Below are 24,854 nucleotides of genomic sequence, written 5' to 3'. Positions count from 1 at the left end.
ACCATGGCGATTTGCTGAGTTCATGAGCATCGACGTTGCAGCCCAGCCCTCCGCCGACCGCCCGGAACCCGATGACCTGCGCCGTCTCGTCGGCCTCGTCGACCACGACGCCGCCGCGGACCCGTTCCCGGTCTCCGGCTGGGACGCCCTGGTCTGGGCCGTCGGCAACGCCACCCAGACCGCCCACTACCTCGAATCCGCCTTCGGCATGCGGCTCGAAGCCTACAGCGGCCCCGAAACCGGCAACCGCGATCACAAGTCCTTCGTACTGCGCAGCGGCGGCGCCCGTTTCGTCGTTCAGGGCGCGGTCGACCCCGCCAGTCCGCTTGTCGCACACCACGATCGGCACGGCGACGGCGTCATCGACATCGCCCTCGAGGTCCCCGACGTGGACCGCTGCATCGACTGGGCCCGCAATCACGGCGCCAAGATCCTCGTCGAACCGCACGACGACACCGACGAAAACGGCACCGTCCGCTCCGCCGCCATCGCCACCTACGGCGAAACCCGGCACACCCTCATCGACCGCTCCCGCTACGACGGCCCCTACCTCCCCGGCTACGTGGCCCGCAGCTCCGCCTACGTCCCGCGCGACGGCGCGCCCAAGCGCATCTTCCAGGCCATCGACCACGTGGTCGGCAATGTGGAACTCGGGCAGATGGACGAATGGGTCGAGTTCTACCGCCGCGTCATGGGATTCGAGAACATGGCCGAATTCGTCGGCGACGACATCGCCACCGACTACTCCGCCCTCATGAGCAAGGTCGTCGCCAACGGCAATCACCGCGTCAAGTTCCCGCTCAACGAACCGGCCGTCAGCCGCAAGAAGTCCCAGATCGACGAATACCTGGAGTTCTACCGCGGCCCCGGCGTCCAGCACATCGCGCTCGCCACCGGCGACATCCTCACCGCCGTCGACACCCTGCGCCGCGAGGGCATCGAATTCCTCGACACCCCCGACACCTACTACGAGGACCCGGAACTGCGCGCCCGCATCGGCCACGTCCGAGTTCCCGTCGAGGAGCTCAAGTCCCGCGGCATCCTGGTCGACCGCGACGAGGGCGGCTATCTGCTGCAGATCTTCTGCAAGCCCGTCACCGACCGCCCCACCGTCTTCTTCGAACTCATCGAACGGCACGGCTCACTCGGCTTCGGCAAGGGCAACTTCAAGGCGTTGTTCCAGGCCATCGAACGCGAACAGGACGCACGCGGAAACCTCTGAGCAGCACCGCAACCCAGCGGCACGCGCGAAAGCAACACCGCAGCGAACCCGGCTCGACATGCCCCGCGGCCCGAAACCAGTAGAGTTTCGGGCATGCGGATCACGTCGGCGATCGTTACGGGGCTCAGCCTCGTAGTGCTGCTGTCTGCGTGCGGGGGGAAGAGCGATTCGGGTGGCAACGGCCCGGTGCAGGCCCCGCCGAAGGTGGCGACCCTGGGCCCTTTCGTCGGTGAGTGCGGACACCTCACCGACGACGAGGTAGCGAAGCTGGGCGCGCTCGGCGCGGTCACCCAGGCCTACAAGAACTCGGTCGGCTGCAACTGGCAGGCCGGCGGCCTCGGCGGCGCCAGCGTCACCTTCGCGTCCTACCGCGGCAGCCCCATCGACCGCGAGAAGGCCTGGGTATCCAGCGTCGGCCGCGCCCCCGACACCATCGACGTGAAGGGCAAGCCCGGCTTCCAGGCCCTGGACCCCGGCAACAGCATCTGCGACCTCGCCGTACAGCTGGACGACGACTTCTTCGAATGGTCCATCTCCTACGGCCTGTTCGGCGGCAGCAATCTCGGCAACCCCTGCGACCGCGTCCGGCAGATGGCCGAACTGACCGTGCAGCGGCTCGGATGAGGGGGACGGACATGCGGCGCACACTTCGCCCCGGGCGGCGCTCACGGACCGCCGTGATCCTCGCCGTGCTGGCGGTCACCGCCACCGTCGGCGGCTGCGGCAAGACCATCTCCGGCAACGCCCTGCCCGCCGGCAAGAGCACCGGCAGCCCCGGCAAGATCAATACCGACTTCGACAAACTGCTCCGCGAATGCGATGTCGTCGCCCTCGACGACATCGCCAAGACCGTCGGCGACGGGACCAGCCTGGAACCGTCCTTCAACGGCGCGGTCTGCATGTGGAACATCACCGGTGGCAGCGCCGGCAGCGGCCTGGTCACCCTCAACTGGTACGAGCAGGGCTCGATCGCCAACGAGAAGACGAACAACGGAAAACTCGGTTATGTGACCAACGACATAACGGTCCAGGGTCGCCGCTCGATCCAGACCCAGCGCCCGAACGATGCCGACGCCTGCGGTGTGATGGCACCTGCCGCTGACACCGGGATCATCGGCTGGTGGGTCAACTACCGGCCCGGATCCGCCCATCCGGACCCCTGCGCAGCAGCCAAGAAACTGGTTGAACTGACCCTCAATCTGGCTCAATAATCGCTCTACCAGCCCCTGTCGGCGGACCCCTTTTTGCCCCTGATAGAGCCGCCGGGTATCGTGGATCGCTGTGCCCGGAAGCATTCGGGCAGGTTCGTATGCAGTACGTAGGCCAGCGAGAGCGGCTGACCGTTCCAGCGTGCCCGATAAAAGGCCCCGGAGCTGCGTGCGACACGCCCGACCTCGTGGAGGCGAAATGCCGCGAGAACAGGGCGGAAAGCTCGAATGACAAAGACATGAAGTTCCAGACACCTGGTTACTAATAAGGAAAGCCGGTCTATGCCAACCATCAACCAGCTGGTCCGCAAGGGTCGCCGCGACAAGGTCGCCAAGACCAAGACTGCGGCCCTCAAGGGGAGCCCGCAGCGTCGTGGCGTGTGCACCCGCGTGTACACCACGACCCCGAAGAAGCCGAACTCCGCGCTGCGTAAGGTCGCGCGTGTTCGCCTGACCAGCGCGGTCGAGGTCACGGCTTACATCCCCGGTGAGGGTCACAACCTGCAGGAGCACTCGATGGTGCTCGTTCGCGGTGGTCGTGTGAAGGACCTCCCGGGTGTGCGCTACAAGATCATCCGCGGCTCCCTCGATACCCAGGGTGTGAAGAACCGCAAGCAGGCCCGCAGCCGCTACGGCGCCAAGAAGGAGAAGAGCTAATGCCGCGTAAGGGTCCCGCTCCCAAGCGTCCCCTGATCAACGACCCGGTCTACGGCTCCCCTCTGGTGACGCAGCTGGTCAACAAGATCCTGCTGGACGGCAAGAAGTCGACTGCCGAGCGCATCGTTTACGGCGCCCTCGAGCAGGCTCGCGAGAAGACCGGCACCGACCCGGTCGTCACGCTGAAGCGCGCGCTGGACAACGTGAAGCCGGCCCTCGAGGTCAAGCCGCGTCGTGTCGGTGGCGCCACCTACCAGGTGCCGGTCGAGGTTCGTCCCGGCCGCGCCAACACCCTGGCGCTGCGCTGGCTGGTCAACTACTCCCGCGCTCGTCGCGAGAAGACCATGGTCGAGCGTCTGGCCAACGAGCTGCTGGATGCCAGCAACGGCCTGGGCGCTTCGGTGAAGCGTCGCGAGGACACCCACAAGATGGCCGAGTCCAACCGGGCGTTCGCGCACTACCGCTGGTGACCTGCAGCCCGGCCCTCCGTTCGGATGTGCCGGGATGCGAGTCACACGTCTGATTCGGCGGCCGGGCCGCCCCAGGGGCACTCAGCCGCCGCGCCAGACGTTGACAGAGATGGCTCACGGAAAATCCGGAGCCGTTCCCGTTAATCCCAACTAGCTACGAGCGGGGAAGATTTCCGTGGCACAGGACGTGCTCACCGACCTCAACAAGGTCCGCAACATCGGCATCATGGCCCACATCGATGCCGGTAAGACGACGACCACCGAACGCATCCTCTTCTACACCGGTATCACCTACAAGATCGGTGAAGTTCACGATGGCGCCGCCACCATGGACTGGATGGAGCAGGAGCAGGAGCGCGGCATCACGATTACGTCGGCCGCGACCACCACGTTCTGGAAAGACAACCAGATCAACATCATCGACACCCCCGGGCACGTCGACTTCACCGTCGAGGTGGAGCGTTCGCTGCGCGTGCTCGATGGCGCCGTCGCGGTGTTCGACGGCAAAGAAGGTGTCGAGCCGCAGTCCGAGCAGGTGTGGCGTCAGGCGGACAAGTACGACGTCCCGCGCATCTGCTTCGTCAACAAGATGGACAAGCTCGGTGCGGACTTCTACTTCACCGTGCAGACCATCAAGGACCGCCTGGGCGCGCGCCCGCTGGTGATCCAGCTGCCGATCGGCGCCGAGGATACCTTCGAGGGCATCGTCGACCTGGTCGAGAACAACGCCAAGGTCTGGCGCGGCGAGACCAAGCTCGGTGAGCAGTACGAGGTCGTGGAGATCCCCGAGGATCTGAAGGACCAGGCCGAGATCTACCGCCAGGAACTGCTGGAGGCCGTCGCCGAGTCCGACGAGGCCCTCCTGGAGAAGTTCTTCGGTGGCGAGGAGCTCTCGATCGAGGAGATCAAGGGCGCCATCCGCAAGATGACGGTCAACTCCGAGGCCTACCCGATCCTGTGTGGTTCGGCGTTCAAGAACAAGGGCGTGCAGCCCATGCTCGACGCCGTCATCGACTACCTGCCGTCCCCGCTGGACGACGGTGGCGCCGATGGCCACGTGCCGGGCAAGGAAGACGAAGTCCTGCACCGCAACCCGAACCCGGACGAGCCGTTCGCGGCCCTGGCGTTCAAGATTGCGTCGCACCCCTTCTTCGGCAAGCTGACCTACATCCGCGTGTACTCCGGCAAGGTCGACTCCGGCGCCCAGGTCATCAACTCGACCAAGGGCAAGAAGGAGCGTCTGGGCAAGCTGTTCCAGATGCACTCCAACAAGGAGAACTCGGTTCCGAACGCCACCGCCGGCCACATCTATGCGGTCATCGGCCTGAAGGACACCACCACCGGCGACACCCTGTGCGATCCGCAGAACCAGATCGTGCTGGAGTCCATGACCTTCCCGGATCCGGTCATCGAGGTCTCGATCGAGCCCAAGACCAAGTCCGACCAGGAGAAGCTGGGCACCGCGATCCAGAAGCTCGCCGAAGAGGATCCGACCTTCTCGGTGAAGCTGGACGACGAGACCGGCCAGACCGTCATCGGCGGTATGGGCGAGCTGCACCTCGACATCCTCGTGGACCGCATGCGCCGCGAGTTCAAGGTCGAGGCGAACGTCGGCAAGCCGCAGGTGGCGTACCGCGAGACCATCACCAAGACGGTGGAGAAGCACGAGTACACCCACAAGAAGCAGACCGGTGGCTCGGGTCAGTTCGCGCGCGTCATCATCGCCCTGGAGCCCTTCGTGGGCGAGGACGGTGCGACGTACGAGTTCGCCAACAAGGTCAGTGGTGGCCGTGTGCCGCGTGAGTACATCCCGTCGGTCGACGCCGGTGCGCAGGATGCCATGCAGTACGGCGTGCTGGCCGGCTACCCGCTGGTCAACCTGAAGGTCTCGCTGCTCGACGGCGCCTACCACGAGGTCGACTCCTCGGAAATGGCGTTCAAGATCGCCGGCGCGATGGCCCTCAAGGAAGCGGCCCGCAAGGCCGGTCCGGTGATCCTCGAGCCGCTGATGGCGGTCGAGGTCATCACGCCCGAGGAGTACATGGGCGATGTGATCGGCGACCTGAACTCCCGCCGTGGCCAGATCCAGGCCATGGAGGAACGCAGTGGTGCCCGTGTCGTCAAGGCGCTGGTTCCGCTCTCGGAGATGTTCGGTTACATCGGTGACCTGCGGTCGAAGACCCAGGGCCGGGCGAACTACTCCATGGTGTTCGATTCGTACGCGGAGGTTCCGGCCAACGTGTCGAAGGAGATCATCGCCAAGGCGACCGGCGAGTAATCGTCGTCGGGGCGAGTTTGCGAGAATTCGCCCCGAGCAGGTCGTCGAACGACCCCCTGTAATACAAACCGCACTGCTGCAAAAAAGCACGCACTAACTAGTCCAGGAGGACAACAGTGGCGAAGGCGAAGTTCGAGCGGACGAAGCCCCACGTCAACATCGGCACCATTGGTCACGTCGACCACGGCAAGACCACGCTGACCGCGGCGATCACCAAGGTGCTGGCTGACAAGTACCCGGACCTGAACGCGGCCTTCGCGTTCGACCAGATCGACAAGGCTCCGGAGGAGAAGGCTCGTGGTATCACGATCAACATCTCCCACGTCGAGTACCAGACCGAGAAGCGCCACTACGCGCACGTCGACGCCCCCGGTCACGCCGACTACATCAAGAACATGATCACCGGTGCCGCCCAGATGGACGGCGCGATCCTGGTCGTGGCGGCTACCGACGGCCCGATGCCGCAGACCCGTGAGCACGTGCTGCTCGCCCGTCAGGTCGGTGTGCCTTACATCCTGGTCGCGCTGAACAAGTCCGACATGGTCGACGACGAGGAAATCCTCGAGCTCGTCGAGATGGAGGTCCGCGAACTGCTGGCCACCCAGGAGTTCGACGAGGACGCGCCGGTCGTGCGTGTTTCCGGTCTGAAGGCGCTCGAGGGCGACCCGAAGTGGACCGAGTCGATCATCGAGCTGATGAACGCTGTCGACGAGTCGATCCCGGACCCGGTCCGTGAGACCGACAAGCCGTTCCTGATGCCGATCGAGGACGTCTTCACGATCACCGGTCGTGGCACCGTCGTCACCGGTCGTATCGAGCGTGGCATCGTGAATGTCAACGAAGAGGTCGAGATCGTCGGCATCAAGGAGAAGTCGACCAAGACCACGATCACCGGCATCGAGATGTTCCGCAAGCTGCTCGACAACGGCCAGGCGGGCGACAACGTCGGTCTGCTGGTTCGTGGCATCAAGCGTGAGGATGTCGAGCGCGGCCAGGTCGTCATCAAGCCGGGCACCACGACCCCGCACACCGAGTTCGAGGGCCAGGCGTACATCCTGTCGAAGGACGAGGGTGGCCGCCACACCCCGTTCTTCAACAACTACCGCCCGCAGTTCTACTTCCGCACCACGGACGTGACCGGCGTCGTGACCCTCCCCGAGGGCACCGAGATGGTCATGCCGGGCGACAACACCGAGATGAGCGTCAAGCTCATCCAGCCGATCGCCATGGAAGAGGGCCTGCGTTTCGCGATCCGTGAGGGTGGCCGCACCGTCGGTGCCGGTCGCGTCACCAAGATCATCAAGTGATTTCCTGAATCACTGAGTGATTCGCTGAATCGCTGAGAGGGCCGTTCCCCCAAGGGGGAGCGGCCCTTTCGCCGTTCCTGCCCCCAGCTCTGGTGGCTCCCTGACGGATTGGTTGCTGTCCAGGCATCGGTCCGATTGTGTGGACGAGGACCCGCCCGCGCATGTGCCCGGCGCTCGTTGCCTGATTCCCAAGGGGCCGGTACCGGGCGATTGGGCGAACAAATGCTATGTCGCGTTCGGCCGCTATGTCTCCGTCGTCAATGACGCCGACAAAACCACCGCTCAGCAACGCACCGCCGCCGAATATGCATTGCTGGTCAACAGTTTCCGAGTGCCGGGTAGCTATCGGTCGAAGCGGGAGTCGCCGTTTTCGTCGAGCCAGTCGGTGATGGCGGTGCCCGAGATCATGCCGTTGCTGCCGGGGAGGACGGTGGTGGGGCGGTCGTCGCGGTAGTTCTCGGACATGCGATGGGCTTCGCGGCGGTGGGCGGCGGTGATGTCGGGTTCGGGTATTGCGCCGTCCGGCGGCGGTGGGATCTTTTCGTCTGTGCTCATAGGGGAGGCGTGCCCGGTGAGCGGGGGGTCAAACTGCGGGTTCTGCCTGGACGGCGCCGAGGATGCGGCCGGAGTCGAAGGAGGCTGCGGCGGTGGGGAGCCGGGCGGGGCGGCCGGAGGCGATAACGCGGACGGTGCCGGCGCCGGTGGTGGGGCGGCCCAGGGCGTCCATGCGGCGGAGGGTTTGGGCGGCGACGGCTTGGGCGCTGTCGAAGACGCGGACGCCGTGCGGGAGGGCGGTGAGGATGTCGTCGAGGACGAGGGGGTAGTGGGTGCAGCCGAGCACGATGCCTTCGGTGTCGGCGGGCGTGCGCGCGGCGGCGTCGGCAATGGCGTGCGCCACGCCGGGCAGGTCGCCGCGGTCGATGGCGTCGGCGAGGCCGTGGCAGGCGACTCCGGTGACGTCGGCATCGCCGGCGAAGCGCGCGATGAGGTCGGCCTGGTAGGCGCTGGCGGTGGTGGCCGCGGTGGCCCACACCGCTACTTTCCGGCAGGCGGCGGTGGCGGGTTTGATGGCCGGCACGGTGCCGATGACGGGGACGTCCGGCCCGACCATGGCGCGGACGTGTTCGAGTGCGGTGACGCTGGCCGTATTGCAGGGCAGCACAATGACTTCCGCGCCCTCGCGGAGGGAGGCGCGGGCGGTGTCCAGTACCCGGTCGACGACCCATTGCTCGGGTTTCGGCCCCCACGGTGCCCCGTCGGGGTCGTTCTGCAGCAGCAGGTCGAGATCGGGCCGCAGCTTCCGCAACCAGGCGGCAGTGGGCAGCAGCCCAAATCCGGAGTCGATGAGCGCGACGATCACACCTGTCACGGTAGTGAAGTACCCCCGCTGTTCGCGAACTGCGGGTCGAAATAGTGCGTTACCGCCGTCCGATCGGCGGTTAGCGCAGCCGGGTCCGGTCGCTAGTGGGCGGCCTGGGGTTGTGTGGCGGCGGCGAGCTGTCCGCGCATTTTCATCACTTTGCCGGTCATGCCCGCGCCGACGACGGCGACGAGGACACCGTCGCGGAAGTAGTGGGCGAGGAATTTACGTCCCTGATCGTCGATGATGCGGACCTCGTCGGCGCTGCCGGGGGTGCCGAGGACCTGGATCTTCAGCTCGTACTGGTCGCTCCAGACGTAGGGAACCTGTACGCCCGCAGGCGCTTCGACGCCGAGTAGTGCGGCGGCGAGCAGTCGCGCCTGTTCGCCGGCATTGGTCCAGTGTTCGACGCGTTTGTTGCGTCCGCTGTGGTGTGGCCAGGCGGCGACGTCGCCGACGGCCCAGACGCCGTCGACGCTGGTCCGGCCGGTGTCGTCGGTGAGTACGCCGCCGCCGTCGGCGGGTGCGGCGAGGGGGATGCCGGAGTCGGCGAGCCAGTCGGTGACGGGTACGGATCCGACGCCGATCACGACCAGACCGGCGTCGATGACGGTGCCGTCGGTGAGTCGCACGCCGCGGACCGTGTCGCCTTCGGTGACAAGTGATTCCACGCCGATCCCGCAGCGGACGTCGACGCCTTCTTCGGTGTGGAGGCGTGCGACGAGTGCGCCGACCTCGGTGCCGAGTGCGGCGGCAAGGGGTGTTGCCTGCGGTTCGACGAGTGTGACGTGCACGCCGCGGGCCCGGAAGCTTGCCGTGAGTTCGCAGCCGATGAAACCGGCTCCCACGACCACCGCTTCGGCCGTGTTTGCGAGTTGTTCGCGGAGTCTTGCCGCGTCGTCGTGGGAGCGCAGTACATGGACGCCGTGGACGTCCGGAAAGCCGGGTATGCGGCGTGGTCGCAGGCCGGTGGCGATGATGAGCCGGTCGTAGCCGAGGCGGCTGCCGTCGGCGAGGGTGACCTGCCGGGCGGTGGTGTCGACTCCGGTTGCGGTGGTGCCGAGCCGCAGGTCGATGCCCTTTTCGGCGAAGAATTCGGCGGGCCGCAAGGTGGTGTCGTCGGTTTCGCCGCGAACGTACTGTTTGGACAGTGGCGGCCGGTCGTAGGGTGCCCGGTTCTCGTCGCCGAGGAGGGTGAGTTCGCCCTCGTATCCGGTCTTTCGCAGTTCTTCGGCGGTGCGGAGTCCCGCGAGCCCCGCACCAACAATTAGAACGCGTTCTACCGCCTGCGACATAGGGGAAACCCTATCGGTTCCCAGGGTCCCGCGCCGATGTGTCCCGCGCCACACTCGAGCTGCCGCCGAATTGTAGCTGAACATTTATTGATCGGGCGGTCAATCAGGAATATACCGGTATCAGGACATATCCTCAGCCTTAAGGAGGCCCCTCATGTTCACCGAAGGCCGCGCACAGGACGCCGTCGCCGTCGTTCTCGGCGTCGTCGCCGCGTTGTCGCCCATCTGGGTGGCGCACAGCGACCGCGCTCTGTGGACCCTGATCGTGCTCGGCGTGCTGATCGCGCTGAGCGGGCTCGGTCACCTGGCCAAGATGGCCGGCACCACCGCCGATTACGCCATGGGCGTGCTGGGCGTGCTGTTGTTCATCTCGCCGTGGGTGATGAATTTCCACGACTACAGCGGTGCTTCGTGGACCGCGTGGATCGTCGGCGCGCTGACCGTGGCCACCGCGGCCGCGGCTATGCCGGCGGTGTCGGGTCGTCTGAACTCGGTGACGCATCACTGATGCAGATGCCACGACCTCGGGCGGGGCGTCGCCGGTCCAAGAAAGAGGACGGCGACGCCCGTCAGCTCATCCTGGATGCCGCGGAGAAATTGTTCGCGGCAAAAGGATTCGACGCGACGCCGACCGCCGCCATCGCGGCGGCGGCCGGTGTCCCCAAAGGCCTGGTTTTCTATTATTTTCCCGCCAAGGACGCGATTCTGTCGGCGCTGATGGCCGAGCGCGTCCCGCCGGAGCCGATCGATGACATCGATTCGCTGGTGGCGCCGGGTGATCCGGTGAAGAGTCTGGTGAATCTGGATGCGGCGCTGAATCTGCGTGATCATCATTCGTCGGTGCTGCGGGTGATCATGTGGCGGGAGGCGGATACGCATCCGGATGTGCGGAAGCAATTGCGTCGCATGCGTGATCAGTTGCTGGATGTGACGGTGCGGGTTTTGCAGGCGAGCGCCCCGTCCCCGGTGCAGCCGGGCACCTTGCGCGCTTGTGCGGCGGCCTGGGTTTCGGCCATGTTCACGATCGCGAGTACGGACCGTTTGCACGCGCTGGACGGCATGACGTTGCCGACGGCGGATGAGATTTTCAATGTGGCCCAGGTGGTTGCCGCGGGTATGGCGCACATGGGCTGAATTGCCGACCGGCGTCAATGCCCCAATACCTTTGCTCGTGAATAGCTTTCGCGGCGACCCGACTCGCACCCGAGCGCCGGTCGGGGTAACAATGTCGCCCATGGATGCCGACTACACCGCCTCGCGGGGCGAATCCCCGGACGAGCGCCGGGGTTATCGCCTCACTCGGTCGGGCAGCAGCGATCCGGGCTCGGCTCCGCTGCTGACCGGCGCCGACAGCGGTGGGTACGGCCGCGCCGCCGATCAGCGGGAGCAGCCGCCCGAGCGCGGGGAGGCGGAGCGATGGTCGCCGCCGCGATTGTCGTCGCCTCCGTCCGATTCCCCGTATTCGTCCGGTCCCCCGGCGGATTCCGTCCAGCTCTCGAACGGTGCGCCGTATCTTTCGAACGGCGCGACCGCTTCCCCCTATCTTTCGAACGGTTCTTCCGATCCCATGTCTCTTTCCAACGGCTCGTCCGGTTCGGCGTATCTCACCAATGGCGCCACGGATTCGACCGTGTTCCCCGGCAGCGCAGCCGAAGCGGCGTATCCGCTGAACCGTGCGCCCGATCCCCTGCCGACCCGGATGCCGGCCCCCGAGGTCGCGTCGCCCCGCGTACAGGATCGGTCCGCGGCATCGTCCTGGGCTACCGACGCGGAGTCCCTGTCGCGCCGGATCGCCGCGGAGGCGGATGCCCGTCGCGCGGCCGCCGACCCGGACCCGGCGTCCCTCTCCCGCTTCGTGGCCCCCGAGGCCGAGCAGACGACGCTGTCCCGCTTCGTGACGCCGGAACCGGAGCCCGCCGCACATCCCCGGGTGGCCGCTCCCGCCGACCCGGATCCTGTCTCGCTACCGCGTTCCGTCCCCGCGGAACCCGATTCCTTGCCGCGCTATTCGTCTCCCGAAGCGGATTCGGGCTTACTGCCACGCTATTCGTCGTCGGAGTCGGATCCTGGGTCGCTTCCGCGTTTTTCGGCGTCGGAGTTGGATCGCGTGTCTCCTTCGCGTTATTCGTCGTCGGAGTCGGATCCCGGGTCGCTTCCGCGTTTTTCGGCGTCGGAGTTGGATCCCGCGTCGCTCCCGCGTTATTCGCCGCCGGAGCCCGATCCCGCGCCGTTGCCGCGTTCCGCTACTGCTGAATCGGATTCCTTGCTACCGCGTTTCGTTTCGGACGAGCCCGAATACGCGCCCGCCCCGCGTTATGCGGGTAGCGAGCAGGGCGCACCGTCCGGGGCACTGTTCACCGCGGGGGGTGCCGGATCTCCTTCGACGGCGGGCGATTCCGGTCGATCGTCGCGTTTCGCGGGTTCCGAGCTGGATACCGGTTCGATGCCGCGGGTCGCTGCCGCCGAGGTGGCGCCGGAGGGTCGCCGTCGCCGGGCCGAGCCGGAGGTGTCGCCGGAGCCGTCCCGCTCGCCGGCGGAGGGGGCCGCGTTGCCGCGTCGTATTGCGGATCCGGAGTCGTTCGCGCGTCGTGCGGCCGCCGAATCGGTCGCTCCGGCAGTGGAAACCGATGCGGTATTGCCGCGTGCGGTGCAGGATTCCGGGCCGTCCCCGCGTCGGGCCGCGCCGGATCCGCTGGTGGCGTCTCATCGTGCGGCTCCGGAACCGGAAGCGCCGCAGCCTGTTCCGGGCGTTCCCGCGGTGACGCCGCCGCGGGTGACACCCGCGGCGTCGGGTGTCGCCGCGTCGGCGGTCGGCTTGCAGGACATCATGCGGCTGCTGCTGGCGAGTCATGAGCTGGATGTGGTGGCGCAGCAGGCGGAGGCGGGCGAGGTGTCGGTCGCGGAGCTGGCGCGGGCGGCTCGGGCGACGCGTTCGGCGGCGGTGGATCTGGTGGCCGCCTGGTATGGCGGCGCGGATCATATGCGCAAGTTCGGCGAGGTGCTGTTACAGGCCGCGGTCGAAACAGCTGGGTCGTGAATCGCCCGCCCGTCGCGGCCGGTGAATTCGGATTGCTGTCGGTGCCGTGCCTGATCATGGTGTGGTGACGAATCCGGAGCTGACGGCCGCGGCGGTGCGGGCGGAATTGTCGAAGGTGGCGGATCCCGCGGATGCGGTGCATCTGCGGCGGTTTTTCAAGACCGGGCCGGGGGAGTACGGCGCGGGGGATGTGTTCATCGGTGTGCGGGTGCCGCAGACCCGGAAAGTGGTGAAGGGTTTCGCGGAGTTGCCGTTGGAGCAGATCGATGAACTGCTCGACAGTGAGGTGCACGAGTTCCGGTTGGCGGGTTTGCTGATTCTGAATGAGCGGATGGCGCGGGCGATGCGGAAACGTGAGCCGCAGGAGCGGATTGTCGGCGCATATCTCGCGGCGGTGGCGCGGGGCCGGGTGAACAACTGGGATCTGGTGGACGGTTCGGCGGAGTTCGTGCTGGGTCCGTGGTTGCTGGAGCGGCCGCGCGATGTCTTGTTCGAGTTGGCGGGCGGGGATTCGCTGTGGGAGCGGCGGGTGGCATTGCTGGCCACTTTCGCGTTCATCAAGGCGGGTGATCCGTCGACGACGCTGGAACTGTGTGAGCGATATCTGCCGGATCGGCGTGATCTGATTCAGAAGGCGGTCGGCTGGATGTTGCGGGAAATCGGTAAGCGGGTGGATCGTGCGCAGTTGACGGCGTTTCTGGACGCGCATGCGGCGGAGATGGGCCGGACCGCGCTGAGTTATGCGACCGAGCATCTGACGGCCGGGGAGCGTGCGCACTACCGTTCGTTGTGATCTGTCCGGGGTCCCGCTGACCGGGCGCGAGGCCGTTGTGACCGAGCGCTCGAGACCTTCCCGTTATCCGAAGATGTCCAGGTCAGCGTATGGTTCCGGGTGCTCTACCAGCGGCGTCGGAACAACCGGCGACAGTTGTTCATCTTCAGTTCAGTTTGCGTTAACTCAGCGCAATCATTCTGTGACCACGCCCCCGGGCGTACATGCGAAGACCGCCGCCTCTGCCGGCGAGAGCGTGGTGGAACGGTGATCTCGGGTATGCATGCCCGAATCTCGTTCCCTTACAAGCCAATCACGAACCAACAGCGTATGAGCGTGCGCCAAACGGGGCGTCCGCTGTGGCTTGCGCTGGCCGAAAAGTCTATGCCTTCACGAAAACTGATCTCCTCGCGTTTCCCCGTCTCCTCCGGCCGGGCGTTCGTCGCCTCGGGCACCGCGGCGCTCGCGCTGACCATGTGTGCCGTGTTCGCTTCGGGTCAGGCCTCGGCCGCCGAGATCGCGGGCGTGCCGAACGAGCTGCAGGCGCCCGCTCAGCAGGTGCAGCAGCAGGCCGTGCAGTTCGACCAGACCCTGCCGCAGTCGCAGCAGGATCAGGTGCAGCAGCTGGTGCAGGGTCTGCCGGGCCCGTTCTCGCAGCTGCTGCCGCCGGTTTTCCCGGATGATCTGGATGGCTGGATCCATCACGCGCTGTATTTGATGGGCCAGGACAATATTCCGGGCAGCTACGACGGCATCTTCCGCAATGTCATGCGGGAGTCGGGTGGCAACCCGCAGGCGATCAACCTGTACGACTCGAATGCGGCCGCCGGCATTCCTTCCAAGGGCCTGCTCCAGGTGATCGATCCGACGTTCCAGGCGTACCACGTCGACGGAACCTCGTGGGATATCTACGATCCGGTGGCGAATATCGCGGCGGCCTGCAATTACGCGGCCCACCGCTACGGTTCGATCGACAACGTCGATTCGGCCTACTGATAAATCCCACCTCTCGGGGAGTCCTCGGGGGTTCCCCCGAACTCCGGCGGCCGCGCGGCGATCACCTCGGGAACGTCTCGGCCGCCGCGTGTTTCACGCGGCGGCCGACTGTGCCTCTGGCGCTGGGCGCTAGAACTGGATCTTCAGGTGGTCCGTGACGGGCCGGGCCTGGCAGCCGAGGATGTAGCCGTTGGCGATGTCCTCGGGGTCGAGGATTTCGGCGTTGGCCATTTCCACATTGCCTTCGAGCACGGTGCAGGCGCAGGACCCGCATTCGCCTTCGAGGCAGCTGTAGGGCACGTCGATGCCCTTGGCGAGCATGATGTCGACCAGGGTCTGGGTGCGCGGCCATTGGAGTTCGTGTGTCTCGCCGTCGAGTTCGACTTCGACGGTGGCCGCGTCGGCGGCTTCTGCTTCGGTGATCTCGCTGGGTGCGACTTCGGCGAAGGGGTCGCCGGAGAGCGAGTTGAACACTTCGGCGTGCGTCCGGTTGCGCGGCACTCCGAGTTGGCCGAGGGCGTCGTGGACGCGGTCCATGAACGGTTTGGGCCCGCACATGAAGGCCTCGTGCCCGCTGTAGGGCGAGACGAGTGCGGCGAGCGCTTCGGTGGTCGGCAGGCCCTGCAGGTGTTCGAGCCAGTGCACGATGACGAGTCGCTGCGGATGCTTGTCCGCGAGTTCGCGGAGTTCGCGGGCGAAGATGACGGAGTCGTGGTCGCGGTTGGCGTACACCACGACGATTCGGCCGTTGCCGCGTGAGAGTGCCGATTTGAGGATCGACATGACGGGTGTGATGCCGCTGCCGGCCGCGAAGAGCAGCAGGTCCTCGTCGAGGTTCTTGGGGGTGAATGCGCCGGAGGGCGGCAGTACTTCGAGGTTGTCGCCGGCTTTCACGTTGTCGCACACCCAGTTCGAGGCGTAGCCGTCGGCAGTGCGTTTGATGGTGACCTTGGGCTTGTCGTCGGTGTGCGGTGAGCTGGCGAGCGAGTAGCAGCGCGCGACGGAGCCGGTGCGTTCGCTGGGGATGCGCAGGGTCAGGAATTGTCCTGGCTGGTAGGTGAATCGCTCGTGCAGTTCCTCGGGAACGTCGAATACCAGCGAGCAGGAGTCGGCCGTCTCGTTGATGACCGCGGAGACTCGCAGCACGACCGAGCGCGAGCTGTGCGGTACGTCGACGGTGGTCATGTGGCTCCTCGCAGTCTACCTAAACTAGAACACGTTCTAGTTTGACTATACGTGGCTGTCACGCTGGCGGACAAGCTGAGCCTCCAGGCCGGCGATCAAGACCTCCATCGAGAAGTCGTAGGAGTACTTTCCGCGCAGGTCGGCCATGTGTTTTGTGGCGCGTTCCACAGCCTCGGGGAGCACTCGGTCGTGCAGTGCGGTGCGGTCGCGCGGATTGACCTTGCTGCGGCCGAACAGATAGGTGTGGATGGTGGCGTAGGCGGCGAGCACATTGCGATCGTCGAATCCGGCGTCGAAGAGGATTTCCATGACGGCCGCGATGAGATCGAGCTGTTTGCCCAGCATCTGCTCGATGAGTACGTCGCCGAGACCCGGGTGCTTGCGCAATTTCTCGTCGATCTGGTCGATGAGATCGCGCAGCCGCATTTGCCACGGGCCGAATTCCGGTGGGGGCTTGCGTACTCCGGTGAGCGCCGCGGTGGCGACGAGATCGAGTAGCTCGCGCTTGTCCGCGACGTAGTAATAGGGCGCCATCGGGGAAACGCCGAGTTCGCGGGACAGTCGCCGCATGGAGAGTTTCTCCACGCCGTCCTGCCGGACCACCCGCAGGGCGGCCTCGACGATCTCGGATTCCGAGAGGGTGTTCCCGCCCCCGCTTGTCTGCATGCGCCCGACTCCCATACCACCTCGACCACCACGGGAACGGATTTCCGACCCCGACCTGTTCATCTGCCGATTTTCCTCCCGCAGTCTAGATGTCGGTGTGCCTTACCGGTCGGTCTCGGGTGAGCCGCCGCAGGTTACTTGTCGTTCGGGATAGAGAGCGGCGTGGCAATCATGATTGCTAACGGTGTGCTGACCTAGCATTCCAGGAATGCGCCATGATCGACTTCCCGATGGTTTCGGGGTGCGAATCGATCCGAGGGTGCGCACTTATTCCGGTGGACGGCTCCTGGTCGGCGGCACGCCGACCCGGTTGCTGCGGTTGGCGCCGGAAGCTGCGGCCATGATCGGTGACGGATACCTCGAGGTGACCGACCCTGCGTCGGCTCGGGTTGCCAGACGGCTACTGGATTCCGGTGTCGCGAATCCGCGTCCGCGCTTACTGCCGTCTCTCGAAGACGTGACGGTCATCGTGCCGGTACACAATCACACCGCCGAATTGAATCGGCTGTTGTCGGCGCTGCGCGGGCATTCGGTGATCGTGGTGGACGACGGTTCGGACCAGCCGGTGCGTATTCCGGATTCGCAGGGGAGCCGCCGCCGGGTGACGGTGCTGCGCTGGGATCGCCGTCAGGGTGCGGCGGCCGCGCGCAATTTCGGCCTGCGGGCTGCGGCAACCGAATTCGTGGCCTTCCTGGATCCGGATGTGGTGCCGCGGGCGGGCTGGCTGGAGGTGATGCTGGGCCATTTCAGTGATCCGAAGGTGGCGCTGGTGGCGCCGCGCATTCTGGCGATGGATCCGGATTCGACCTTGCTGGCCCGGTATGAGCACACGCGCGGTTCGCTGCATCGGGGCCGGCGGGAGTCGGCGGTGCAGGCGCACGGCCCGGTGCCGTATGTGCCGAGTTCGGCCTTGCTGGTGCGCAGGCATGCGCTCCTGGCGGAGGGCGGTTTCGACGAGTCGATGCCGGCGGGCGGGGATATCGACCTGTGCTGGCGGCTGGATCGGGCGGGTTGGCGGTTGCGCTACGAGCCGGCCGCGCGGGTGGCGCACAGCAATCCGGTGACCTTGCGGAAGTGGTTCGCGCACAAGGTGGTTCACGGTACGGGTGTGGCTCCGCTGGGGCAGCGGCACGCGGGGATGGCGGCGCCCTTGTCGATGCCGATCTGGACGGCGGTGACGGCGATGCTGCTGGCGACCATGTCCGGCTGGGGTGTGTTCGGTGGCGTGCTGACGTTGATCGCGACGTTGTTCCGGCTGCGGCGGGTCTTCGCGGGCCTGGACAATCCGACGCGGGTGGCCGCGATATATATGGCGCGGGGTTTCTCCGGCGGTGTCTGGCGGCTGGCTTCGGCGTTGTGCCGCCATTATTGGCCGGTCACCTTGCTGGGCATGCTGTGTTCGCGCCGTATCCGGCATATCGCGATCACCTTGGCGATGGCGGACGGTCTGGCGGATTGGTTCCTGCATCGTGAGCCGGGTTGCCTGGATCCGACCCGCTATATCGCGTGTAAGCGGGTGGAGGATGTGGCTTACGGTACGGGTCTGTGGTGGGGTGCGCTGCGTACCCGCAATGCCGCGGCGCTGCGTCCCACCTTGCCACCCAACTGATTTCGGCCGGGCTGCGCGGTCCCCGGCGGCTCGGCCGCCGGGTGGGCCCCGCGATGCGTGGGCCGCTGCCCGAACGTGTTCCGCCGGTCCGGGCGGAGCAGGCATCGGTCGCACGGTGGCCAGGTCGGGCACCCAACTGAACACGTTCTATTTAACAAATGCTGTGTAGCTCACATTTCGTGAGGTTCCGGTCGCGATGTGACCTGCCGGACAAACGTCCGGCTTCTGCCTTCCGTGTCCGACCCCGCCGGTACTCTTTGGGTCGGAAAGAAAGGCAAATGGTCAGCAATCTCGCAGGTGGGGGGCAATCCCAGAACGGCGTCGAACCGGGCAGTCAGCTCGGGGCGCTGGAGGCGTACGCCGCCCAAGCCCACGGATACCTCAGTGTGGGCGGCGAGCAGTTGGCTCAACTGCCGGGTCTACTACGACCCTTGGTCCTGGAGTCATGGCTGCGCAGTCTGCGCGGCGGCGTGGATCCGATGGACGACGGTGACGGCCGCGGGCTGCGCGGAACCGATCTCGAGCGCTATCGCGACGCGCATCCGATCGCCGCGGTAATGCCGTTGGTGGACAAGCTACTACTGCGCGACGCCACCAGCACGGGCTTGATCGTGGTGATCGCCGATCAGTTCGGCCGCGTGCTGTCGGTGCACGGCACCGCCGATCGGGTGCAGGCCGCCTCGGAGGCGGGGCTGCGCGAAGGCAATGACTTGAGCGAGCGCCGGGTGGGCACCAATGCGGTGGGTCTGGTGGTGCGCACCGGCCGGGCGGCGTGGATTCACGGCCCGGAGCATTTCCTGCATCGTATGCATCAGATCACGGGAGCCGCTGCGCCCGTTCATGATCCGGATGGCCGCCTGGTGGGTGTGCTGATGATCGCGGGCGGGGTGCGGGTGGCGCGCCCGGAGATTCTGGCGCTGGTGAAGGCGGCGGCGACGGCGGCGGAGATGGATCTGCTGCTGGCGGCGGTGCGTTCGGGTCATGATCGGCGGTCGGGTGCGGATGCGCCGGCGCCGGAGCGGCTGGGTCTGGAGGTGCTGGGTCTGGGGCAGCCGCAGTTGACGGTGGCGGGGGACCGGGTTCCGTTGTCGCAGCGGCATGCCGAGATTCTGCTGTTGCTGGCCGAGCATGCCGAGGGGCTGTCGGCGGACCATCTGGCCTTGCTGCTCGATGACGCGGATCTCGACAATGCCACCATTCGCGCCGCCATGTCGCGGTTGCGGTCGGTGGTGGGTCCGAATGTCTTCGGGTCGCGGCCGTATCGGTTGCGTATTCCGATTGCCACGGATGTGGAGGCGTTGCGGGCGGCGCTGGATTCGGGGGATGTGGATTCGGCGGTGCGCCTGTATTCGGGTCCGGCGCTGCCGCGATCGACGGCTCCGGGAGTTATAGACATCCGCGATGAATTGCGGGTGCGGCTGCGCACCGCGGTATTACGTTCGGGTGACACGGGTGTTCTGAGTCGATGGACGTCGGGCGCCGAGGGGCGTGACGATGCGGCCGCCTGGGCCGCTTATCGGTCGACCGTGGATCGCGATTCTCCGCTGTATGCGCAGATCGAGGCCAAGATTCGGGTGCTGGATCGGCGTCTGGGCGCCGATGCAACGCAGTTGCAACGTTTCGACTCATAGTCTTCGCATCCGAAAGTGTGGTCGATCACACTTCGAGCTCGTTCTGTGTCCGATCGCACATTTGGCGCGTTCGGCGGGCCTTGTCGCGCCCGAACTAGACGGGCGTCCAATTTTTTTCAGGGAAAAAGTTCCGTTTTTTTCGTACACCGCCTAGTGTTCGCAATGCATGGAGGGCATCCATGTGACGCAGGCGACAGAGCGACGCTCGAGACCGCATCCCCGCCGCTGGGGATCCGGCCACAGCGGCACCGCTCGGCGGTGAAGTTGGAGGAGATCGGCAGCAGTACAACCCTGATGCGGATGACCCGGAGGCAACCGCATCCCGGCCGGCGGCAGATGCTTTCCGAGGCATGGGGACCCGGCCGTCTCGAGCACTAGTTGGATCACGCGCGCAGGCGTCACGGACGACGTCGCGCATTCGTCGAATCACCCAGGGCAGTGCGGTTTTCCGCGGCCTGGGCGTCGCACCACGAGACGCCCCAGGTCTATTTCGTGATGCCCGAAAGCGTTCGGCGGCATAGCAATTCGCCATAAGAAGGGAGGCTCCGGTGCAGGGTACGGAGTTGGGTGGTTTCGAGTCGCGCGACGTTTCGCGGTCGGAAGACTCGCCGGTCGGGGGATCCACACCGTTTCCGCTCGGTCCCGCGCAGGTGGGCGTCTGGTTCGCCCAGCTGCTGGAGCCGGACGTGCCGGTCAATATGGCTCAGTACGTCGATATCCAGGGCGATTGGGATCTCGAGCTGATCGCGCGCATCGGCCGCGACATGGTGCCGATCTGGCGGACCTCCCAGCTGCGCTTCACCGAGATCGACGGGCGTCCGCACCAGTACCTGGACCTCTCCGCCACCGAGGACCCCAGCACCTTCCTCGATCTGCGCTCGGAGCCGGATCCCATTGCGGCGGCGCACGAATGGATGCGCGCCGAACTGGTCCGCCCGGTGAATCTGCGCACCGACCTGCTGTTCGCCCCCACCATCATCCGGATCGCGGACCGGCGTTACTTCTGGTTCATCCGCGCCCATCACATCGTGGGCGACGGCTACGCGGCGATGAACGTCATGCAATGGATGGCGAAGCGCTACACCGCGATTCAGCGTGGCGAGGAGCCGGAGAACCTGAAGGTCGGCGACCTGCGCGAGCTGGTCGAGAACGAGCTGGCGTACCGCGACAGCACGCGTTTCGCCGCCGACCGCGAGCACTGGGCCGAGCGGACCCGCGGCCTGGATGCCGTCACCTCCCTGAACAGCCGGACCGCGCCGCGCAGCGCCGGCAATCTGGTCTTCGGCCGGGCGCTGCCCGCCGATCTGCAGCAGCGCATGGAAGAGCTTGGCGCGCAGCAGGATTCCGGTCTGCCGGTGGTCATTCTGGCCGCCTTCGCGGCCTATCTGGCGCGGCTGACCGGTAAGGACGAGGCGGTGCTGAGCCTCCCGGTGACGGCGCGCACCACCGCGGTCATGCGCCGTTCCACGGGCATGCTGTCGAATATCGTGCCGCTACGCATGCCGGTGCGGCCGGACACGACCTGGGGTGAGCTGCTGACCGCCACGCGGGTGGAGGTCTCCGGTGCGCTGCGTCATCAGCGCTACCGGCACGAGGACATCCGCCGCGATGCCGAGAATCAGGGCAGTCCGGCTTCGCGCGCCCTGTTCGGCCCGATGGTCAACATCATGCTGTTCCACTCGCAGCTGCAGTTCGGTGATGTCACCGGGCAGCTGCGCCTGATGTCGACGGGCCCGATCGAGGACATGAGCCTCAATGTCTTCTACGGCGAGAACGATCGTGTGCATCTCGATCTCGAGGTGAACCCGAACCTGTACACGGCGGGCGAGATCTCCCGTCATCACGCGCGTTTCCTGCGCTTCCTGGAGCGGCTGGCGGGCCTGGATCCGGCCACTCCGCTCGCGGGCGTGGAGGTCGGCACCGAGCTGGAACGCGATGTGGTGCTGCGCTTCTGGAACGAGACCGATTACCCGGTGGACGCCGCCGCGACCCTGGTGTCGATGTTCGACGCGCAGGCCGCGCGGACGCCGCAGGCGACGGCGGTGCGTTTCGCCGGTGCGCCGGACCGTGATCTGGACTACGCGACCTTCGCCGGGCAGGTGAACAGGCTTGCCCGGCATCTGATTTCGCTCGGTGTCGGCCCGGAGTCGCTGGTGGCCTTGCATCTGCGCCGGTCGCCGGAGCTCGTTGTCGCCATGTACGCGGCGCAGGCCGCGGGCGCGGCTTACGTTCCCGTGGACCCGGACAACCCGGCCGAGCGCACCGCGCACATTCTCGAAACAGCCGCTCCGGCACTGATATTGAGTGTGTCGGCGGAGCGTCCGGAGAGCGGCTTCACGGTGCTGTGCCTGGACGAGCTGAACCTGGAGTCCTATTCCGGCGCGCCGATCGCGGATGCCGAGCGGGTGGCCGCGCTGCGTCCGGCGAACACCGCCTACGTCATCTTCACCTCCGGTTCCACCGGTCGCCCCAAGGGTGTGGCGGTGAGTCATGCCGCGATCGTCAATCGCCTGGTCTGGATGCAGCAGGCGTACGGTTTGCGGCCGTCGGATGTGGTGCTGCAGAAGACGCCGGCCACCTTCGATGTCTCGGTGTGGGAGTTCTTCTGGCCGTTGCAGATCGGTGCCACGCTGGTGCTGGCGCAGCCGGACGGTCATCGCGATCCGGCCGCCCTGCGCGCGGTGATCGCCGAGTACGGCGTCACGGTCGCGCATTTCGTGCCGTCCATGCTCGACATCTTCGTAGCTGATCTCGAAACCACCCTCAGCGGTGACAATCCGCAAGGGGTTCGCGGCCCGTCTCGGTCTGGACCGCGCTCCGCCTCCCCGCGCTTGGAGCGGGGGAGCGAAGCGGAGGAGCGGAGGAGGGAAGACCGAGACTCGCAGGGCTGCGAACCGGCCGGAGCGGAGCGGAGGCAAATTGGGCACAGCCTGCGTTCGCTGCGGCATGTGTTCGCTTCGGGTGAGGCGTTGCCCGCCCGGGCGGCGCAGCGTCTGCGTGCGGTGACGGGTACGAGGCTGCACAATCTGTACGGCCCGACCGAAGCCGCGGTCGATGTCACCTTCCATGAGGTGTCGGCCACGGACACCGTGTTCGTGCCGATCGGCGCGCCGGTGTTCAACACCCGGTTGTACGTGCTCGACGCACGGCTGCGACCGGTTCCGGTGGGTACTCCGGGCGAGCTGTATCTGTCGGGGGTTCAGCTCGCCCGGGGCTACGTCGCGCGTCCCGGTCTGACGGCCGAGCGTTTCGTGGCCGATCCGTTCTCGCCCGGCGCGGGAAATCTCATGTACCGCACCGGCGATCTGGTGTGCTGGACCGCCGACGGCGAGCTGGAGTACCTGGGCCGCAGTGATTTCCAGGTGAAGTTGCGTGGTTTGCGCATCGAGCTCGGCGAGATCGAGGCCGTTCTCGGTGAATTGGACGAGGTTTCGCGGGCCGTGGTGATCGTCCGTGACGACCGGTTGGTCGCCTATGTGGTGGCCGCGGCGCCGCTGGAGGAGACGCGGGTGCGGGCGGTGGCGGCGCGCGCCTTGCCGGCGTACATGGTGCCCAGCGCGTATGTGGTGCTGGACGCGTTGCCGGTCAATGCTTCCGGCAAGCTGGATCGTGCCGCGCTGCCCGAGCCGGTGCGGGTGGCCGCCGTGTACACCGCTCCGGTCTCGGTGGTGGAGCGTGCGGTGGCGCGCGTCTTCGGTGAGACGCTGGGCGCCGAGCGGGTCGGGCGTTCGGACGATTTCTTCGCGCTCGGCGGCAACAGCCTGATCGCGACCCAGGTGGCGGCGCGGCTGAATGCCGAGCTCGGCTGCCGGTTGACCGTGCGCGAGATGTTCGCGGCCACCAATGTGGCCGAGCTGGCGGAGGTCATCGAGGCTCAATTCCTGGACGAGGACGCGGGTTCCGCCGCGCTGCCGTTGCTGCCGCGGTCGGGCGCGGATCGTCCGGCGCTGGTGCCGTTGTCGCCGGCGCAGCAGCGCATCTGGTTCCTGAATCGTTTCGATACCACGGTCGCCGCCTACAACATGCCGTTCGTGGTGCGGTTGCGCGGCACGGCGGATCTGGCGGCCTTGCGGGCCGCCGTGGTGGATGTGCTGACCCGGCACGAGGCGTTGCGCACGGTGTTCCCGGTGGCCGAGGACGGTCTGGCCGTGCAGCGGGTGCTGCCGGTCGCGGAGCTGCCCGGCGCGGCGGAGCTGGTGCCGCACGAGGTGGTGGGTGCGGGCGCGGAGCTGGAGGCCGAGCTGGCTCGCCTGGCGGGTACGGGTTTCGATCTGGAGGGGGAGATCCCGTTCCGGGCGCGGGTTTTCACGGTGCTGGATGCCGATGCCGTCCCGAATTACGTACCAAGCGGTCCCAATTCAGCGGCGGCGCCGGTGGAGAACGGCTACGCGCTGGCCATGGTGCTGCACCACATTGCGGCCGACGGTCTTTCGCTGCCCATCCTGGCCCGGGACCTGCTGCTCGCCTACGGCGCGCGGGCCGCGGGCGCCACCCCGGCGTGGCCGGCGCTGCCGGTGCAGTACGCCGATTACACACTCTGGCAGCGGGATCGCCTGGGTGAGGCCGCGGATCCGGACTCGCTGCTGACCCGCCAGCTCGACTTCTGGCGGCAGACCCTCGCGGGTGCGCCGGACGTGCTGGAGCTGCCTTCCGATCGCCCGCGGCCCGTGGTGGCCAGCGGCCGGGGCGGTAAGCGCGCCGTCGAGCTGCCGGCGGACCTGCACGCCCGCATTGTCGAAACGGCGCGGGCCGAAGGTGTTTCGACCTTCATGCTGGTGCACGCCGCGCTGGCGGTCTTGCTGTCGCGGATGTCGGGTGAGTCCGACATCGTGATCGGCACGCCGGTGGGCGGCCGCGGCGCGCGCGAACTCGATGACCTGATCGGCATGTTCGTGAACACGCTGCCGCTGCGCACCGAAATCGATGGCACGCGGGCCTTCCGCGAGCTGGTGCGGCAGGTCCGTGAGGTGGATCTGGCGGCATTCGCGCACGCCGAGGTGCCATTCGAGCAGCTGGTCGAGGCGCTGAACCCGCCTCGCTCGCAGGCCCGGCATCCGCTGTTCCAGGTGGCCCTGTCCTTCACCGCCATCGGTGATATCAGTGTCGAACTGCCCGGATTGCTTGCCACGACGGGTACGCTGGATACCGGAGTGACCAAATT

Annotated in this window: 20 protein-coding genes (1 of these 20 cut by a window edge); 15 read left to right on the top strand and 5 right to left on the bottom strand. The window is 66.6% G+C overall.

From position 1 onward, the window contains the following. The first annotated feature begins 22 nt into the window (after window positions 1-22). From hppD to tuf, 7 genes are all read left to right on the top strand, one after another. Complete coding sequence (gene hppD / locus ACIP5Y_RS16625) at window positions 23-1,222, top strand: 4-hydroxyphenylpyruvate dioxygenase (RefSeq protein WP_400350995.1); 1,200 nt, start codon at window positions 23-25, stop codon at window positions 1,220-1,222. Window positions 1,223-1,315: 93 nt separating this feature from the next. Beyond that, window positions 1,316-1,846, top strand: a complete 531-nt coding sequence (locus tag ACIP5Y_RS16620; protein WP_400350994.1) for a DUF3558 domain-containing protein — start codon at window positions 1,316-1,318, stop codon at window positions 1,844-1,846. Window positions 1,847-1,857: 11 nt separating this feature from the next. After that, a complete protein-coding gene (locus tag ACIP5Y_RS16615; RefSeq protein ID WP_400350993.1) occupies window positions 1,858-2,433 on the top strand; it encodes a DUF3558 domain-containing protein in 576 nt (191 codons plus the stop codon). A gap of 279 nt (window positions 2,434-2,712) precedes the next feature. Further along, window positions 2,713-3,087, top strand: coding sequence for a 30S ribosomal protein S12 (gene rpsL, locus ACIP5Y_RS16610; RefSeq protein ID WP_014353064.1), 375 nt, complete (start codon window positions 2,713-2,715; stop codon window positions 3,085-3,087). Continuing rightward, window positions 3,087-3,557: a 30S ribosomal protein S7 gene (rpsG, locus tag ACIP5Y_RS16605; protein WP_040813378.1), complete on the top strand. Its 471-nt coding sequence runs from the start codon at window positions 3,087-3,089 to the stop codon at window positions 3,555-3,557. The genes rpsL and rpsG overlap by 1 nt, the downstream gene beginning before the upstream one ends. Window positions 3,558-3,732: 175 nt before the next feature. Beyond that, window positions 3,733-5,835, top strand: coding sequence for an elongation factor G (fusA, locus tag ACIP5Y_RS16600; RefSeq protein WP_400350992.1), 2,103 nt, complete (start codon window positions 3,733-3,735; stop codon window positions 5,833-5,835). Window positions 5,836-5,951: 116 nt separating this feature from the next. Further along, a complete protein-coding gene (gene tuf / locus ACIP5Y_RS16595; RefSeq protein WP_397017127.1) occupies window positions 5,952-7,142 on the top strand; it encodes an elongation factor Tu in 1,191 nt (396 codons plus the stop codon). A 342-nt stretch (window positions 7,143-7,484) separates the two neighbouring features. Here tuf and ACIP5Y_RS16590 read toward each other — a convergent pair whose 3' ends face one another. The 3 genes from ACIP5Y_RS16590 to ACIP5Y_RS16580 form a co-directional block, all read right to left on the bottom strand. After that, window positions 7,485-7,697, bottom strand: coding sequence for a hypothetical protein (locus ACIP5Y_RS16590; RefSeq protein WP_400350991.1), 213 nt, complete (start codon window positions 7,695-7,697; stop codon window positions 7,485-7,487). A 28-nt stretch (window positions 7,698-7,725) separates the two neighbouring features. Continuing rightward, window positions 7,726-8,502 (bottom strand): glutamate racemase, encoded by a 777-nt coding sequence (locus ACIP5Y_RS16585; RefSeq protein WP_400350990.1) that lies wholly within the window; start codon window positions 8,500-8,502, stop codon window positions 7,726-7,728. Between the two features lie 101 nt (window positions 8,503-8,603). After that, window positions 8,604-9,797, bottom strand: a complete 1,194-nt coding sequence (locus ACIP5Y_RS16580) for an NAD(P)/FAD-dependent oxidoreductase (RefSeq protein WP_400350989.1) — start codon at window positions 9,795-9,797, stop codon at window positions 8,604-8,606. Between the two features lie 154 nt (window positions 9,798-9,951). Here ACIP5Y_RS16580 and ACIP5Y_RS16575 point away from each other — a divergent pair, with 154 nt between their 5' ends. From ACIP5Y_RS16575 to ACIP5Y_RS16555, 5 genes are all read left to right on the top strand, one after another. Beyond that, window positions 9,952-10,305, top strand: coding sequence for an SPW repeat protein (locus ACIP5Y_RS16575; RefSeq protein ID WP_400350988.1), 354 nt, complete (start codon window positions 9,952-9,954; stop codon window positions 10,303-10,305). Then, entirely contained in the window at window positions 10,305-10,931 is a 627-nt protein-coding gene (locus tag ACIP5Y_RS16570) for a TetR/AcrR family transcriptional regulator (protein ID WP_400350987.1), read from the top strand. Before ACIP5Y_RS16575 ends, ACIP5Y_RS16570 begins: the two co-directional genes overlap by 1 nt. 100 nt (window positions 10,932-11,031) lie before the next feature. Next, window positions 11,032-12,834: a hypothetical protein gene (locus tag ACIP5Y_RS16565; protein WP_400350985.1), complete on the top strand. Its 1,803-nt coding sequence runs from the start codon at window positions 11,032-11,034 to the stop codon at window positions 12,832-12,834. A gap of 64 nt (window positions 12,835-12,898) precedes the next feature. After that, window positions 12,899-13,627, top strand: a complete 729-nt coding sequence (locus tag ACIP5Y_RS16560) for a DNA alkylation repair protein (protein WP_400350983.1) — start codon at window positions 12,899-12,901, stop codon at window positions 13,625-13,627. 246 nt (window positions 13,628-13,873) lie between these two features. Continuing rightward, the gene (locus ACIP5Y_RS16555; protein ID WP_400350981.1) at window positions 13,874-14,602 is read left to right on the top strand and encodes a transglycosylase SLT domain-containing protein; all 729 of its coding nucleotides are present in this window, start codon (window positions 13,874-13,876) and stop codon (window positions 14,600-14,602) included. Window positions 14,603-14,731: 129 nt separating this feature from the next. On the opposite strand, the gene ACIP5Y_RS16550 is transcribed toward ACIP5Y_RS16555, so the two are convergent. Beyond that, a complete protein-coding gene (locus tag ACIP5Y_RS16550) occupies window positions 14,732-15,787 on the bottom strand; it encodes a 2Fe-2S iron-sulfur cluster-binding protein (RefSeq protein ID WP_400350979.1) in 1,056 nt (351 codons plus the stop codon). A 45-nt stretch (window positions 15,788-15,832) separates the two neighbouring features. Beyond that, complete coding sequence (mftR2, locus tag ACIP5Y_RS16545) at window positions 15,833-16,453, bottom strand: mycofactocin system transcriptional regulator MftR2 (RefSeq protein ID WP_397017143.1); 621 nt, start codon at window positions 16,451-16,453, stop codon at window positions 15,833-15,835. A gap of 208 nt (window positions 16,454-16,661) precedes the next feature. Here mftR2 and mftF point away from each other — a divergent pair, with 208 nt between their 5' ends. The 3 genes from mftF to ACIP5Y_RS16530 form a co-directional block, all read left to right on the top strand. Further along, complete coding sequence (gene mftF, locus ACIP5Y_RS16540; protein ID WP_400350977.1) at window positions 16,662-18,062, top strand: mycofactocin biosynthesis glycosyltransferase MftF; 1,401 nt, start codon at window positions 16,662-16,664, stop codon at window positions 18,060-18,062. Window positions 18,063-18,340: 278 nt separating this feature from the next. After that, window positions 18,341-19,693, top strand: coding sequence for a GAF domain-containing protein (locus ACIP5Y_RS16535; RefSeq protein ID WP_400350975.1), 1,353 nt, complete (start codon window positions 18,341-18,343; stop codon window positions 19,691-19,693). A gap of 548 nt (window positions 19,694-20,241) precedes the next feature. Continuing rightward, window positions 20,242-24,854: the start of an amino acid adenylation domain-containing protein gene (locus tag ACIP5Y_RS16530; protein WP_400350974.1), read on the top strand. It continues 7,117 nt past the right edge of the window; only the first 4,613 of its 11,730 coding nucleotides appear in the window; the start codon lies at window positions 20,242-20,244; its stop codon lies off the right edge, out of view.

The organism is Nocardia sp. NPDC088792, assembly GCF_044750615.1.
Taxonomy (GTDB): Bacteria; Actinomycetota; Actinomycetes; order Mycobacteriales; family Mycobacteriaceae; genus Nocardia.
This window is presented reverse-complemented; position numbering and strand designations above follow the sequence as displayed.

Bases quoted from the DNA above. Each gene is read 5' to 3' on its own strand.
- hppD (WP_400350995.1), top strand. From the start codon at position 23: ATGAGCATCGACGTTGCAGCCCAGCCCTCCGCCGACCGCCCGGAACCC.
- ACIP5Y_RS16620 (WP_400350994.1), top strand. From the start codon at position 1,316: ATGCGGATCACGTCGGCGATCGTTACGGGGCTCAGCCTCGTAGTGCTG.
- ACIP5Y_RS16615 (WP_400350993.1), top strand. From the start codon at position 1,858: ATGCGGCGCACACTTCGCCCCGGGCGGCGCTCACGGACCGCCGTGATC.
- rpsL (WP_014353064.1), top strand. From the start codon at position 2,713: ATGCCAACCATCAACCAGCTGGTCCGCAAGGGTCGCCGCGACAAGGTC.
- rpsG (WP_040813378.1), top strand. From the start codon at position 3,087: ATGCCGCGTAAGGGTCCCGCTCCCAAGCGTCCCCTGATCAACGACCCG.
- ACIP5Y_RS16590 (WP_400350991.1), bottom strand. From the start codon at position 7,697: ATGAGCACAGACGAAAAGATCCCACCGCCGCCGGACGGCGCAATACCC.
- ACIP5Y_RS16580 (WP_400350989.1), bottom strand. From the start codon at position 9,797: ATGTCGCAGGCGGTAGAACGCGTTCTAATTGTTGGTGCGGGGCTCGCG.
- ACIP5Y_RS16575 (WP_400350988.1), top strand. From the start codon at position 9,952: ATGTTCACCGAAGGCCGCGCACAGGACGCCGTCGCCGTCGTTCTCGGC.
- ACIP5Y_RS16570 (WP_400350987.1), top strand. From the start codon at position 10,305: ATGCAGATGCCACGACCTCGGGCGGGGCGTCGCCGGTCCAAGAAAGAG.
- ACIP5Y_RS16565 (WP_400350985.1), top strand. From the start codon at position 11,032: ATGGATGCCGACTACACCGCCTCGCGGGGCGAATCCCCGGACGAGCGC.
- ACIP5Y_RS16550 (WP_400350979.1), bottom strand. From the start codon at position 15,787: ATGACCACCGTCGACGTACCGCACAGCTCGCGCTCGGTCGTGCTGCGA.
- mftR2 (WP_397017143.1), bottom strand. From the start codon at position 16,453: ATGCAGACAAGCGGGGGCGGGAACACCCTCTCGGAATCCGAGATCGTC.
- mftF (WP_400350977.1), top strand. From the start codon at position 16,662: ATGCGCCATGATCGACTTCCCGATGGTTTCGGGGTGCGAATCGATCCG.
- ACIP5Y_RS16535 (WP_400350975.1), top strand. From the start codon at position 18,341: ATGGTCAGCAATCTCGCAGGTGGGGGGCAATCCCAGAACGGCGTCGAA.